The sequence below is a fragment of the Streptomyces sp. NPDC016851 genome (assembly GCF_055562795.1).
Map to the genome: position 1 here is coordinate 196,172 of NZ_JBVHEP010000009.1, position 13,236 is coordinate 209,407.

Below are 13,236 nucleotides of genomic sequence, written 5' to 3' on the forward strand. Positions count from 1 at the left end.
CCGGAACGGCGGAACGACGCCCCGGATGCGAGGCGGGGTCAGCCGAAGCGGTTCAGCAGACGTCTGGACATCCCGGGGGCCAGGGCGCGCAGGCGGTCCGGGAGGGCCAGCCAGGCGGGGACGTAGACCTGGTCGCGGCCCTCGCGTACGGCCTCCCAGAGGGCGCCGGCGACGCGGCCGGGCGGGATCGGCCGGGGGTGGGGGCGGTCGTGGGGCTTGCCGCGGCGGGCGTGGAAGGGCGTGTCGACGGGGCCGGCCACCACGAGGGTCACGCCCACGCCCGTGCCGCGCAGTTCCCGGCGCAGTGCTTCGGAGAAGGCGGCCAGCGCGGCCTTGGCGGCGGAGTACACCGCTTCCTCCCGTACGCCCACGCAGCCCGCGATCGAGCCGAGCAGCACCACCCGGCCCTGCCCGGCCGCGATCATGACGGGCAGCACCTCGCGCACGAGGTGGAGCGTGGCGTTGAGGTCCAGGGCCAGTACGCGGTCGATGTCGGTGTGCGGCATGCCGGCGAACGGGCCCGCCCAGCCGATGCCCGCCCCGGCGACGAGGACGTCGACCCGGCCGGTCGCGTGCAGCGCGGACCGGGCCAGCAGGCGCGGGCCGTCCGGGGCGGCGAGGTCGGCGGGCAGTACGACGGCCGTGGTGCCGGAGGCCGTCTGCTCCAGGCGGCGCCGGTCGCGGCCGCTGAGGAGCAGGTGCCAGCCGTCCATGGCGAAGCGCCGTGCCGTGGCCGCCCCGATGCCCGAGGAGGCCCCGGTGACCAGGGCCACGCGTCGGTCCAGGCGCCGTGGCGGGCCGTGTTCGCGCGCCGGAGAGGGGGCGGCGGGACGGCGCGGGGCGGCGCCCGCCGGTGGGTCGTAGGCCGAGCCGGAGCCGGTGAGTGTCATCGGTCGGTCTCCCTGCGCTGTCCGTCCGCCGTGGTCTCGGCTGTCTCCTGCCGGTCCCGTGAAGTGGAACCTCGCCTTCCAGGCCCCCCGCACAGGATGCGGCAGGACCACCCCTGCGTGCCGCCCGGTGCCGCCATGCGGCGGTATCGGCGCCACATCCCGACACGCCTGCCAATAATGTTGAACGTTGAACCGGAATAGGTCTACGGTGGGTCGCGTTACGTAGTACAACGTTCAACATTCCAGTCAGAACGCAGAACGCAGGAGGCGTACCCCATGAGCATCTTCAGCCGCAAGGACACCGAGACCGCCACGACCGACGCCGTGCGCCCCGAGCTCGCCGCCCTGACCGGCGACTACACGATCGACCCCGCGCACTCGACGATCGGCTTCGTCGCCCGGCACGCCATGGTCACCAACGTCAAGGGCAGCTTCCAGGACTTCACGGGCACCCTCCACCTCGACGGCACCGACCCCTCGCAGTCCACGGCCTCCCTGGACGTCGTGATGGACAGCATCGAGACGGGCAACGCCGACCGCGACGGCCACCTCAAGAGCTCGGACTTCTTCAAGGCGGACGAGTTCCCGGCCATGACGTTCCGCTCCACGCGGGCGGAGGCCCTCGGCGGCGACGACTACCGCATCACCGGCGACCTGACGATCCTCGGTACGACCCGCCCCCTCACCATCGACCTGGAGTTCAACGGCGCCGCGAAGGACCCCTTCGGCAACGAGCGCGTCGGCTTCGAGGGCAAGGCGGAGATCCTGCGCTCCGAGTGGGGCCTGACCTGGAACGCCGCGCTGGAGACCGGCGGTGTCCTGGTCTCCGACAAGATCAAGCTCAACTTCGACATCTCGGCGATCAGGAACGCGTGAGCCCGGTGCGGCCGGCCCGGTGACATACCGCCGGGCCGGTTCTGGCCGGTTCCCGCCTTCCGCTATTGTCATGCGCTCGTCAATCTGATGCTTCCGGTTGCACCTCCCCAGGCAACCCCCCACGGAAGGCATCACGTTGAAGAGACTCCTCACGGCCCTCAAGAGATGCGCGGTCCTCGGGGCCGCCGCCCTCGCGGTCGCCAGCCTTCAGCCCGTCTCCGCCGCGCAGGCCGCCCCGTCGCCCGTCGTCGGCGGGACGCGGGCCGCGCAGGGCGAGTTCCCGTTCATGGTCCGGCTCTCCATGGGCTGTGGCGGCGCCCTCTACACCCAGCAGATCGTGCTCACGGCCGCGCACTGCGTGGGCCGCTCCGGCAACAACACGAGCATCACCGCCACGGCGGGGGTCGTCGACCTCCAGTCGACCAGCGGCCGGGTCCAGGTCCGCTCCACCAAGGTGCTGCGCGCCCCCGGCTACAACGGCACCGGCAAGGACTGGGCGCTGATCAAGCTCGCCCAGCCCATCAACCTGCCGACCCTGAAGATCGCCACCACCGCGCAGTACAACACCGGTGACTTCACCGTCGCGGGCTGGGGCGCGAACCGTGAGGGCGGTTCCCAGCAGCGCTACCTGCTGAAGGCGACCGTGCCGTTCGTCGGCGACGCCGCCTGCAAGGCCTACGGCGGCCTGTACAGCGGCCTCGTCGCGAACGAGGAGATCTGCGCCGGCTTCGACGCGGGCGGTGTGGACACCTGTCAGGGCGACTCCGGCGGCCCCATGTTCCGCAAGGACAACGCCGGCGCCTGGATCCAGGTCGGCATCGTCAGCTGGGGTGATGGCTGCGCCCGGCCCGAGGCCCCCGGCGTCTACACGGAGGTCTCGACGTTCGCCTCCGCCATCGCTTCGGCGGCGTCGACACTCTGACCCCGCCGCACACGACTTGCGGGCCCGGTGCCGTACGGCGCCGGGCCCTGCCCGTGTCTCACCGGGTCGTCCGGCCGGCCTCCAGCTTCGCGACCGCCGCCGCCACCTGCGCCGCCCGGCTCCTCGGGGTCCGGGCGCGGAGCACGCCGAGCATCGCCAGGTAACGGTCCGTCCGGCCCAGCGCCTCGAAGGCGGCGGCGGCCCGCGGGCTCGCCTCCAGTGCCGCCGCGAGGTCCTCCGGGACCTCGGCCTCCTGCTGGGACGCGTACGCCGCCTCCCACCGTCCGTCCGCCCGCGCGGCCGCCACCTCCGCGAGGCCGCCGGGCCGCATCCGCCCGGCGGCGGTCAGTTCCTCGACCCGGCGGACGTTGACCATGGACCAGAGGCTGCCGGGGCGCCGCGGGGTGATCCGCTGGAGGTAGTACGACTCATCAAGGCGCTTGCGCTGCCCGGTGATCCAGCCGTGGCACAGTGCCACGTCGTTGACGTCGGCGGCGCTGACGGAGGGGATGCCCGAGCCCTTCTTGGCGACCTTGACCCACAGGCCCGGATGCGGGGCGGGGTGTGCCGCCAGCCAGGAGTCCAGGTCGGCGGCGGCTGCGAAGGAGAGGGCGTCTCCGGAGGCGGTCATGACACCACCGTAGAGACCCAGTAGGACAGATCCTGTCCGCTACGCCAGCAGCTCGCGCGCCTGTTCGCGGGCGTGGGCGATGGCGTCCGGGAAGATGCCGAGGCCGTGCGCGACGAGCGCGCCCTCGTGCAGCAGCATCAGCGCTTGGGCCAGGGCGTCGGCCTTCCCCGGGGCGATGTCCGAGGCGAGGCGGGTGAAGAGGGCGAGCATCCACTGCTTCTGCCCGGTGATGACCGGGTGGGCCGGGTGGGCCGGGTCGCTGATCTCCGCGTGGGCGTTGACCATGCTGCACCCCTTGGGGCTGAGCTCCGCCGCCCACGCGCGCGAGGCGTCGAACACCGCCAGGACCTGCTCCACCGGCTCGGGCGGGGCCGCGTCGAGGTGTTCGGCGAGGAAGGCCCGCCAGCGCTCGTCGCGGTCCGCGAGGTACTCCACGACGATCTGCTCCTTGGAGCCGAACCGGTCGTAGAGGGTCTTCTTCGTCACCCCGGCCTCGGCGGCGATGAGGTCGACGCCGACGGCGTGGATGCCGCGCTCGTAGAACAGCCGGGCGGCCGCCGCCACGACGCGGCGGGCGGCGGGCGTCATCGTGATCCGGCGCGGGGGGCCGGAACGCGAGTGCTCGGAACGCGGGTGGTCGGCGGTGGTACCCATGGCAGCCGAGTATACCGATCTGTATAGTGAGGGGGAAACGGGTATACCGATCTGTCTACTCTGGTTGTGATGTCGGTGAACGTCCTTCTCTCCGCCGCCTTCGTCCTCTGCTGGAGCTCCGGGTTCATCGGGGCCAAGCTCGGAGCGGGCAACGCGTCCGCGATCACGGTCCTGATGTGGCGGTTCCTGCCGCTGGCCGTCGTCCTCGTCACGGTCGCCGCGCTCACCCGCACGGCCTGGCGGGGGCTCACCGCCCGGGACGTGACCCGGCAGGCCGTCATCGGCGTGCTGTCGCAGAGCGGCTATCTGCTCAGCGTCTACTACGCCATCCAGCTCGGCGTCTCCAGCGGCACGACGGCCCTGATCGACGGTGTCCAGCCGCTCGTCGCCGGGGCCCTCGCGGGACCGCTGCTGGGGCAGTACGTCTCGGGCCGGCAGTGGATCGGCCTGGGTCTGGGGCTGGGCGGCGTCTCGGTGGTCACCCTGGCGGACGCCGCGGCCGGGACCGGCGTGCCCTGGTGGGCGTACGCCGTCCCGCTGCTCGGCATGCTGTCGCTGGTCGCGGCCACGTTCCTGGAGAGCCGGTCCCGCTCGCGGGTCGCCCCCTCGGTGTCGCTGACCGTCCACTGCGCCACCAGCGCCGTCCTCTTCTCCTTGCTGGCGCTGGCCACGGGGGCCGCCGTGCCGCCCTCCGAGGGCGGGTTCTGGGTGGCCGTCGCCTGGCTCGTGGTGCTGTCCACGTTCGGCGGGTACGGGCTGTACTGGCTCATCCTGAAGCGCTCCGGGGTGACGAAGGTGAACACGCTGATGTTCCTCATGGCCCCGGTCACGGCCGTCTGGGGCGCGCTCGTGTTCGGTGAGCCGTTCGGCGTGCAGACCGCGCTCGGCCTGGCCGTCTGCCTCGCGGCCGTGGTCGTCGTCCACCGTGGTGGCGGCCGGAAGGACACGACCGTGACCGCGGCCCGGGGAGAGCCGGAGGAAAACCGGTGGACCCGGGCGCCCGGCTCCGCCTAACGTCTGCGCCATGTCCAGCCCCGAGGCGTCCAGAGTGCGGCCACCGGCTCTCCGGTGGCTGTTCGTGATGCCGGGCCGCTGAGCCCGCTCGCTCCGCTGCCGGAAGCCGTCCGACCTGTCGTGTCCGACGTCGACTTCGGGTTGCGGAGTTTTTTCATGCCGTTCGCTCTTCTCTTGCTGGGCCTTGCCGTGTTCGCGCAAGGTACGTCCGAGTTCATGCTGTCCGGTCTCGTGCCGGACATCGCGCGGGATCTGGGGGTGTCCGTTCCCGCGGCGGGGGCGCTGACCTCCGCCTTCGCGGTGGGGATGGTCGTGGGCGCGCCGCTCGTGGCGGGCCTCGCGCGGCGCTGGCCGCGGCGGGGTGCGCTGCTGGCGTTCCTCGTGGTGTTCCTCGCCGTCCATGTCGTCGGTGCTCTCACCGGAAGTTTCGAGGTGCTGCTCGCCACGCGGGTCGTGGGGGCGCTCGCCAACGCCGGGTTCCTCGCCGTCGCCCTGGTGGCCGCCGTGGACATGGTCCCGGCGGACGCGAAGGGGCGGGCCACGTCCACGCTGCTGGGCGGGGTGACGCTGGCGTGCGTGGCCGGGGTGCCCGCCGGGGCCGTGCTGGGCGGGCTGTGGGGCTGGCGTGCGGCGTTCTGGGCCGTGGCGCTGGTGTCGCTGCCGGCGCTGGTGGCGGTGGCGAGGTCGGTGCCGGGCGGTTCGGCGGGGGGTGCGCCGCCGGCGCTGGGCGGTGAACTGCGGTCGCTGCGCAGCCCCCGGCTGGTCGTCACGCTGGCACTGGGCGCCCTCGTCAACGGTGCGACGTTCTGCACCTTCACCTATCTCGCGCCGCTGGTCACCGAGGTGACGGGGCTCGGCAGGGCCTGGGTCCCCGGCGTGCTCGCGCTGTTCGGGGCCGGGTCGTTCGCGGGAGTGACGGCCGCCGGGCGTTTCGCCGACCGGCACCCCGTCCCGGTCCTGGCCGGCGGGGCCGTCGCGGCGTGCCTGGGCTGGTGCCTGCTGGCACTCGGAGCCGGACACCCGGCCCTGGCCCTCGGGCTCGTTTTCGTCCAGGGGGCGCTGTCCTTCGGCGTCGGCTCCACGCTGATCGCCCAGGTGCTGTACGCGGCGCCGGGCGCGCCCACGCTGGCCGGCGGTTTCGCCACGGCTGCCTTCAACGTGGGCGCGGCACTGGGCCCTTGGGCCGGCGGCCTGGTGATCGGCGCGGGGTTCGGGTACCGGTCGCCGGTGTGGGTCAGCGCGGGTCTGGTCGCGTTGGCGGGCGTGATGGCCGGGGTCGTGCGGGGGCAGCGGGAGCGGGTTCTTCTACGGCGGGAAGGGGTGGGGCGCTGAATGCCGGCTCGGATACCCGGGCTGAGGGCGTCGGAGCCGGCTCGGATACGGGGCTGAGGGCATCGGAGCCGGCTCGGACACTGGGGCCGCAGGCCCGGAAACGGCCAGGTGCCGAATGCCCGGCTCGGATACCGGGGCTGAGGGCGTCGGCCGAGGCCTGAGGACGGCGACCGCGACCGGGCCTGGCGGCAGCGGCAGCAGCTTGGACCGGGAAGCCGCCAGGCGCTGACCTCCGGCTCAGGCAGCGGCAGCCTGGGCCGGGAAGCCGCCAGGCGCTGACCTCCGGCTCGGGTGCCGGGACTCAGGGCGGCGACAGCGTCGGGTCATGCGACAGGGACAACAGGTCCTGGAACTGGAAGCTGCTGGGCGTCCGCCTCGGCTCGGGTACCGGCCCCTGCCCCTGCCCCGGCGCGGATGCCGGAGTGGGCCGGAGGCGGTGACCAGAGCCGCCGCACCGGGCCCGGTCGGCTCCCGCACGGGGCGGACTCGGGTCCGGGGCCGTCGCCCATCGGGTCAGAAGCCGCCCCCGAAGTCCCCTCCCCCACCGAAGTCGCCGCCGCCGAAGCCTCCGTCGCCGAAGCCGCCCCCGTAGTCGCCGCTGTCGAAGTCCGCGCCGGAGACGTCGCCGCCCTCGTAGCCGCCGAAGTCGCCGTAGCCGGAACCGTAGTCGGCCCCATAGGCGGGGGCGGCCATCATGCTGCCGAGCATGGTGCCGATGAGGAGGCCGGGCAGGATGCCGCCGCCGAAGTAGCCGCCTGCCCAGGGGCCGTACGCCGGGCCGGCCTCCCAGTACGGGCGGCGGCCGAGTTCGGTGTCGACTTCGCGGATCACCGGGTCCCGGCCCTCGGCGAGCCGGGTCCGGTCGGCCGCGCAGACGGGGACGTCGCGTGTGGCGCCGCCCGGCGGTGTCCAGCTCGCGTCGGCGACCGAGGGGCCGTGGCGGGGGTCGAAGAAGCAGGGCGGACGGCGCTCCGGCAGCGGGGCGCCCTCGCGGCGGGCCGCGAGCCGCGCCAGGGAGAACCGGCCGTCCTCCACGGCCTGGGTGACGGCCCGCACGTCCTCCGGTTTCGTCGCGGCGGCCATGAACGACTTCGCCTGTTCGTAGGAGTCCAGGGCGCGTTCGTAGTCGGCGCGCATCGCGTCGTCGGCGCCGGGTTCGCCGGGGTGGAAGTCGAGGCGGTCGAGTTCCTCACCGAAGGCGGTGATGTCCTCGTCGACCACCACGCGCAGCTTCTCCAGCGCGGCCCGCTGCTCCTCCTCGTGGCGGCGGCGGTTGCGGCGGGCCACCGCGTAGACGCCCGCGCCGCCGGCCGCGACCAGCGCGCCGATCGTGACCAGGCCGCCGACCGGCACGTCGGTGCCCGAGCCGTCGCTCCAGCTGCTGGGCGCCGAGCCGCCCACGTTGCGCAGGGCGCCGTCGACGAAGTCGTTCAGCTGAGCCTTGACGTCGCCCGCGTCCCTCACGGACGTGACCAGGTTGGAGACCGCCTGGCCGCTCATCACCGAGCTGTCGGCACGCGCGTCGAACTCGTCGCCGACTCGGACGCCGTACAGACCGGTGACGCCGGTCTCGGTGCGGAGGTTGCGGAAGAGGTCCTGCGTGGGGACGTCGGCCGGGAGCACGGCCACGAAGACGGGTTTGTCCGCGTCCTTGATCTTGTCGGCGAGCGCCTCGGCGTCCGACGCGGCCAACTGGCCACGGGCGGCCGGATCGACGTAGACCGGGTTCTCGCGCAGTTCCGCGGCGACCTTCGAGAGGTCGGTGGCCGCGTGCGCACCGGGCGCACCGACCATGAGCGCCGCCAGTACGGCGACGACCGGCACGATCAGCAGACGTACGAGGGTACGCACCAGTGCGGCCTTCATATGTTCGAAGCTACCCGAATCGGCACAGAATCGACACAGGCGGACGCAATGGATCGGCTGAGGCGACGGCGCGCGAGGCGCCGTCGCCGCCCCTCTCGGCCTACTCGGCCGGGCTCACTCCCGCCCGCAGCAGCCCGTACGTGTACGCGTCCTCCAGGGCCTGCCAGCTCGCGGCGATGACGTTGTCGGCCACACCCACCGTCGACCACTCGCCCGTGCCGTCGGACGTGGAGATCAGCACGCGGGTCGTCGAGCTGGTGCCGTGCTTGCCCTCCAGGATGCGGACCTTGTAGTCCACCAGTTCCAGCTTGGCGAGCTGCGGGTAGATCTTCTCCAGGCCCACGCGCAGGGCCCGGTCCAGCGCGTTGACCGGGCCGTTGCCCTCGGCCGTGGCGACGATGCGCTCGCCCTTGGCCCAGAGCTTGACCGTGGCCTCGTTGGCGTGGGATCCGTCGGGCCGGTCCTCGACGATGGCCCGCCAGGACTCGATCTCGAAGTAGCGCAGCGGCTTGCCCTGGACCTCGGTGCGCAGGAGGATCTCGAAGCTGGCGTCCGCCGCCTCGTACGTGTAGCCCTTGAGTTCGCGCTCCTTCACCCGCTCGACCACCCGGCCGACCAGCTCGCGGTCGTCGCCGAGGTCGATGCCGAGTTCCTTGCCCTTGAGCTCGATCGAGGCACGGCCGGCCATGTCGGAGACCAGCATCCGCATGGTGTTGCCGACCTGCTCGGGGTCGATGTGCTGGTACAGGTCCGGGTCGACCTTGATGGCCGAGGCGTGCAGGCCGGCCTTGTGCGCGAAGGCCGAGATGCCGACGTAGGGCTGGTGCGTGGAGGGCGTGAGGTTGACGACCTCGGCGATCGCGTGCGAGATGCGCGTCATCTCGCGCAGGTGCCCCTCGGGCAGGACCTGCTTGCCGTACTTGAGCTCGAGGGCCGCCACGACCGGGAAGAGGTTGGCGTTGCCGACGCGCTCGCCGTAGCCGTTGGCCGTGCACTGGACGTGCGTCGCGCCCGCGTCGACGGCGGCCAGCGTGTTCGCCACCGCGCAGCCCGTGTCGTCCTGGGCGTGGATGCCGAGCCGGGCGCCCGTGTCGGCCAGGACCGTGCCGACGACCGCCTGGATCTGCGCCGGGAGCATGCCGCCGTTGGTGTCGCAGAGGACCACCACGTCCGCGCCGGCCTCCGAGGCCGTACGGACGACCGACTTGGCGTACTCGGGGTTCGCGCGGTAGCCGTCGAAGAAGTGCTCGCAGTCGACGAAGACCCGGCGGCCCTGTGCCTTCAGGAACGACACCGTGTCGGCGACCATCGCCAGGTTCTCGTCCAAGGTGGTGCGCAGGGCGAGCTCGACGTGCCGGTCGTGGGACTTGGCGACCAGCGTGATCACCTCGGCGCCCGACTCCAACAGCGCCTTGACCTGCGGGTCCTCAGCCGCCTTCGCTCCCGCGCGGCGGGTCGCCCCGAACGCGACCAGCTGGGCGTGCCGGAAGTCGATCTCCTGTCGGGCACGGGCGAAGAACTCGGTGTCCCGGGGGTTGGCGCCCGGCCAGCCGCCCTCGATGAAGCCGACGCCGAAGTCGTCCAGGTGCCGCGCGATGGCCAGCTTGTCGGCGACGGTGAGGTTGATGCCCTCCCGCTGGGCGCCGTCGCGCAGGGTGGTGTCGAAGACGTGGAAGGAATCGTCGAGCTCGCTGGGTGCGGTCATGGTGTCAAGGCTCCTGAGGATGGGATCTCGGTCGTACCGGAATGACCGGCTCCACCGCCCTCACATACTCCCTCGCGCTCTCGCCTCCGGCTGCGGGTGGGCCAGAAATGCGAAAAACCTCTCGCGGGTGCGAGAGGTCTGCGCGCGGGTCGAGGACGACGGTGTCCGCCCGTACCTGGTCGTACGTGGCGGTCACTGCGGACCGGCGCGCCTGCTGCCAATAATCATGGCGAACGAGAGCACGGGGGCAGTCTGGCACAACCCCCGTGCCCGGCTCATGGTTGTCTCAGGATGCGGTCGGTCACTTCAGGTGACGGACGTAGATGTGCGAGGTGTCGTACGTGTCGCCCGGGACGAGGTCGGGTGAGGAGCTGCTGAAGGCGACCGTGCGGCCGTGCCGGTCGACGACCGGGGCGGACACGCTCTGGTCGTTCGGCCCGCCCTCGGCGTCCGGGCTGGCGAGGACCGTGCGCCCGGTACGCAGGTCGCGGACGTACGCGCGGGTTGTGTGGTTGGTGCCGCCCGGGTCGGCCGAGACGAAGGCCAGATACCGGCTGTCGGCGCTGAGCTGCGGATACGCGGTGAACGCGGCCGGGTCGGCGGCGTCGATCCGGCGCAGCCCGCCCGTCCTCAGGTCGCGGACGAAGACGTTGTGGCCCTGGTTGGTGTCGCCCGGGGTCAGCTGCGAGTCCAGGGAGTTGAAGACCGCGTACCGGCCGTCGGCGCTGATCCGCGGGGACTCGGTCTGCCCGTCGGACTTCAGACCGTCCGGTGCCCGGTCGGCGTGGAACAGCTCGCCGCTCGGCACGTCACGGACGTAGGCGTCGCTCCAGTCGCCCGGGGCCGGGTGTGGGACGAAGAGCTGGTAGGCGACGCGCTTGCCGTCGGCGCTGATGGAGGGGCGGGTGGCGGCGGTCTTCCGGTCACCGGCGGCGGGCACCTGGCTGACGCGGACGGCCTCGCCGCTCGTGCGGTCGACCCGGTAGACGCGTCCCCAGCGGTCCTCGCCCTCCCCCGGTGCGGACTGCTGGGCGATGAAGACGACGTAGCGGCCGTCGGCGCTGAGGGCGGGCTGCCGGCCGGTGTCGTAGCCCGTGTCGACCGTGTCCTCGATGCGCTGGAGGGCGCCGGTCTTGAGGTCCTTGACCCAGATGTGGCTGCGGCCGTCGCCGGTGGCCGTGGCGCCGAAGGCGAGGTAGCGGCCGTTGCCGCTGAGGGCGACGTCGTCGACGGGGCCGATGTCCGCCGCGGTACTGGCCAGCCGGGTCGTGCCGGTCTTCAGGTCGCGTACGAAGGCGTCGGCGGCGCCGTCGGTGTCACCGGTGACGAGGTTGTCGGCGCTGGAGACGAAGGCCAGACGGCGGCCGTCGGCGCTCAGGCTGGGCCCGCCGGAGGCGCCGTCGCCCTCGGTGCCGTCCGGGGCAACGCTCGCCTTCTCGGTCCGCGGCACCGCCTCGGCGGCGGTCGCGGGCAGCGCGGCGACGCCGCCGAGCGTGACGGCCAGGGCCACGCCGAGCGCGCCGGACGTGGCCCTCCTGGTGCTGATCATGTGCTGTTCCCCCTGTGTTCCCCGTTGTTCCCCGTTGACGCTTCTCCCCCGGCCCCGCGCCGAGGGCTCCCCCAGAGCCAACAGCACCGCGAGCCACAGGGTCAATCCGTCGTTTTGAGTACAACCCGGGCAGGCGTTCAGGTGTCCGCGAGGAGGCTGTCGGCGAGGAACTCGTGCACGTGCCGCAGGACTTGGGCCCGGTCGGTGCCGCGCAGGCCGATCGCCACGTGGATGGCGAAGCCGTCCAGCAGCGCCCGCAGACGGGCGGCGAACCGGTCCGGGTCGACGCTGCGGAACTCGCCCCGCGAGATGCCCTCGGCGAGCAGGGCCACCAGGTCGCGGTGCCAGACGCCCTCGATGGCGGCCTGCCGGTCACGGGCGGCCGCGTCGGCGGCAGCGCTCTGCGAGCGGTTCCAGACCTCCAGCCACAGCGTCCAGTGCGGGTCGCGGTGGCCGTCGGGGACGTACAGGTCGACGTAGGCGTCGAGGCGTTCGCGGGCGGTGGCGGCGCGGGTGAGCAGCCGTCCGCGCTCGGCGCCCAGCCGGCCCTCGCTCCACTCCAGGGTGCGCAGCAGCAGTTCGTCCTTGGAGCCGAAGTAGTAGAGCAGGTGACCGCTGCTCATGCCGACCTCCCGGCCGAGCGCCGCCATGGTGAGTTTCTCCAGGCCGCGCTCGGCGATCATCTCCATGGCGGCGGCGAGCACGTCCTCGCGGGGCGGGGCCTGCCTGCGCCCACCGGCCATCTGCTGCTCCCGGGTCTAGATCCTCGGCTGTTGCTGGGTGATGCAGTGGATGCCTCCACCGCCGGCAAAGATCGTACGGGCGTCCACGAGTGTCACGGTCCGCTCCGGGAACAGGCGGCGGAAGATGCCGGCCGCGAGTTCGTCGCGCGGGTCGTCGAAGCCGCACAGGACCACACCGCCGTTGCAGAGATAGTGGTTGATGTACGAGTAGTCGGCCCAGTGGCCATCGACCTCCAGGACGGTGGGGGCCTGCACCTCGACGACCTCCAGGCGGCGGCCGCGCGCGTCCGTCTGCGACCTCAGCAGGCCGGTGATCTCCTTCGTCACCTCGTGGTCGGGGTGCGCCGGGTCCGGCTGCACATGGGCCACGACCACGCCGGGGCGGGCGAAGGCCGCGACGATGTCGACGTGGCCGAGGGTGCCGAAGCCGTGCGGGGGGTAGTCGCCGGTCAGGCCGCGCGGGAGCCAGATCGCCTTGCGGGTGCCGAGCAGGGCGTGGATCTCGGCCTCGGCCTCCTCCCGCGTCCAGCCGGGATTGCGCTCGGGCCCCAGTTGCACGGTCTCGGTCAGCAGGACCGTCCCCTCGCCGTCCACATGGATCGCACCGCCCTCGTTGACGAGGTGCGAGGTGTACGTCCGTGCCCCCGCGAGGTCCGCGACGTGGGCGCCGATCTTCGCGTCGTGCTCCCAGCGGGCCCAGCTCTGGGCGCCCCAGCCGTTGAACGTCCAGTCGACGGCGGCCAGTTCACCTCGTCCGTTGGTGAGGAAGGTCGGTCCGATGTCGCGCATCCAGGCGTCGTCGAGGTCGCGTTCGACCGTCTCGATCCCCTCGCCCAGCAGGGTGCGGGCGTGCGCCGACCGGCCGGGGCCGCACACGACCGTCACCGGCTCGAACCGGCGGACCGCGCGGGCCACCGAGGCCCAGGCGCGCTGGGCCGCTGCCAGGTCCTCCGGGTCGTCGAAGGTGAGGTTGGGGCCCGGCCAGGCCATCCAGGTGCGCTCGTGCGGGGCCCATTCGGCGGGCATGCGGAAGCCGTCGGCGGCTGCGGACATG

12 protein-coding genes are annotated in these 13,236 nt (G+C 72.7%); 4 read left to right on the top strand and 8 right to left on the bottom strand.

Annotation, left to right across the window (positions count from 1 at the left end):
* Positions 1-38 precede the first annotated feature (38 nt).
* Positions 39-890 (bottom strand): SDR family NAD(P)-dependent oxidoreductase, encoded by an 852-nt coding sequence (locus ACZ3I3_RS16920; RefSeq protein WP_467365751.1) that lies wholly within the window; start codon positions 888-890, stop codon positions 39-41.
* Between the two features lie 276 nt (positions 891-1,166).
* Here ACZ3I3_RS16920 and ACZ3I3_RS16925 point away from each other — a divergent pair, with 276 nt between their 5' ends.
* Positions 1,167-1,766, top strand: coding sequence for a YceI family protein (locus tag ACZ3I3_RS16925; protein ID WP_467365753.1), 600 nt, complete (start codon positions 1,167-1,169; stop codon positions 1,764-1,766).
* 136 nt (positions 1,767-1,902) lie between these two features.
* Entirely contained in the window at positions 1,903-2,688 is a 786-nt protein-coding gene (locus tag ACZ3I3_RS16930) for a S1 family peptidase (protein ID WP_467365755.1), read from the top strand.
* Positions 2,689-2,746: 58 nt separating this feature from the next.
* Here ACZ3I3_RS16930 and ACZ3I3_RS16935 read toward each other — a convergent pair whose 3' ends face one another.
* Positions 2,747-3,319: a YdeI/OmpD-associated family protein gene (locus ACZ3I3_RS16935; RefSeq protein WP_467365757.1), complete on the bottom strand. Its 573-nt coding sequence runs from the start codon at positions 3,317-3,319 to the stop codon at positions 2,747-2,749.
* 39 nt (positions 3,320-3,358) lie between these two features.
* On the bottom strand, positions 3,359-3,907 hold the full coding sequence (locus ACZ3I3_RS16940; RefSeq protein ID WP_467365953.1) for a TetR/AcrR family transcriptional regulator: 549 nt from the start codon (positions 3,905-3,907) through the stop codon (positions 3,359-3,361).
* Positions 3,908-4,048: 141 nt separating this feature from the next.
* Here ACZ3I3_RS16940 and ACZ3I3_RS16945 point away from each other — a divergent pair, with 141 nt between their 5' ends.
* Together ACZ3I3_RS16945 and ACZ3I3_RS16950 are read left to right on the top strand one after the other, a co-directional pair.
* On the top strand, positions 4,049-4,987 hold the full coding sequence (locus tag ACZ3I3_RS16945; protein ID WP_467365955.1) for a DMT family transporter: 939 nt from the start codon (positions 4,049-4,051) through the stop codon (positions 4,985-4,987).
* A gap of 156 nt (positions 4,988-5,143) precedes the next feature.
* The gene (locus ACZ3I3_RS16950) at positions 5,144-6,319 is read left to right on the top strand and encodes a Cmx/CmrA family chloramphenicol efflux MFS transporter (RefSeq protein WP_467365759.1); all 1,176 of its coding nucleotides are present in this window, start codon (positions 5,144-5,146) and stop codon (positions 6,317-6,319) included.
* A 513-nt stretch (positions 6,320-6,832) separates the two neighbouring features.
* Here the strand turns inward: ACZ3I3_RS16950 and ACZ3I3_RS16955 are convergent.
* From ACZ3I3_RS16955 to ACZ3I3_RS16975, 5 genes are all read right to left on the bottom strand, one after another.
* A complete protein-coding gene (locus ACZ3I3_RS16955; RefSeq protein WP_467365761.1) occupies positions 6,833-8,185 on the bottom strand; it encodes a hypothetical protein in 1,353 nt (450 codons plus the stop codon).
* A gap of 100 nt (positions 8,186-8,285) precedes the next feature.
* Positions 8,286-9,890 carry a citramalate synthase gene (cimA, locus tag ACZ3I3_RS16960; protein WP_467365763.1) on the bottom strand — a complete coding sequence of 535 codons (1,605 nt, stop codon included), beginning with the start codon at positions 9,888-9,890 and terminating at the stop codon, positions 8,286-8,288.
* A gap of 301 nt (positions 9,891-10,191) precedes the next feature.
* Positions 10,192-11,439 carry a TolB family protein gene (locus ACZ3I3_RS16965; RefSeq protein ID WP_467365765.1) on the bottom strand — a complete coding sequence of 416 codons (1,248 nt, stop codon included), beginning with the start codon at positions 11,437-11,439 and terminating at the stop codon, positions 10,192-10,194.
* A 137-nt stretch (positions 11,440-11,576) separates the two neighbouring features.
* Positions 11,577-12,182: a TetR/AcrR family transcriptional regulator gene (locus ACZ3I3_RS16970; RefSeq protein WP_467365767.1), complete on the bottom strand. Its 606-nt coding sequence runs from the start codon at positions 12,180-12,182 to the stop codon at positions 11,577-11,579.
* Positions 12,183-12,197: 15 nt separating this feature from the next.
* On the bottom strand, positions 12,198-13,235 hold the full coding sequence (locus ACZ3I3_RS16975) for an agmatine deiminase family protein (RefSeq protein WP_467365769.1): 1,038 nt from the start codon (positions 13,233-13,235) through the stop codon (positions 12,198-12,200).
* Position 13,236 lies beyond the last annotated feature (1 nt).

Excerpts from the sequence above, each read along its gene's own strand:
- ACZ3I3_RS16920 (WP_467365751.1), bottom strand. The coding sequence starts at position 890 with ATGACACTCACCGGCTCCGGCTCGGCCTACGACCCACCGGCGGGCGCC.
- ACZ3I3_RS16925 (WP_467365753.1), top strand. The coding sequence starts at position 1,167 with ATGAGCATCTTCAGCCGCAAGGACACCGAGACCGCCACGACCGACGCC.
- ACZ3I3_RS16935 (WP_467365757.1), bottom strand. The coding sequence starts at position 3,319 with ATGACCGCCTCCGGAGACGCCCTCTCCTTCGCAGCCGCCGCCGACCTG.
- ACZ3I3_RS16940 (WP_467365953.1), bottom strand. The coding sequence starts at position 3,907 with ATGACGCCCGCCGCCCGCCGCGTCGTGGCGGCGGCCGCCCGGCTGTTC.
- ACZ3I3_RS16950 (WP_467365759.1), top strand. The coding sequence starts at position 5,144 with ATGCCGTTCGCTCTTCTCTTGCTGGGCCTTGCCGTGTTCGCGCAAGGT.
- ACZ3I3_RS16955 (WP_467365761.1), bottom strand. The coding sequence starts at position 8,185 with ATGAAGGCCGCACTGGTGCGTACCCTCGTACGTCTGCTGATCGTGCCG.
- cimA (WP_467365763.1), bottom strand. The coding sequence starts at position 9,890 with ATGACCGCACCCAGCGAGCTCGACGATTCCTTCCACGTCTTCGACACC.
- ACZ3I3_RS16965 (WP_467365765.1), bottom strand. The coding sequence starts at position 11,439 with ATGATCAGCACCAGGAGGGCCACGTCCGGCGCGCTCGGCGTGGCCCTG.
- ACZ3I3_RS16970 (WP_467365767.1), bottom strand. The coding sequence starts at position 12,182 with ATGGCCGGTGGGCGCAGGCAGGCCCCGCCCCGCGAGGACGTGCTCGCC.
- ACZ3I3_RS16975 (WP_467365769.1), bottom strand. The coding sequence starts at position 13,235 with ATGTCCGCAGCCGCCGACGGCTTCCGCATGCCCGCCGAATGGGCCCCG.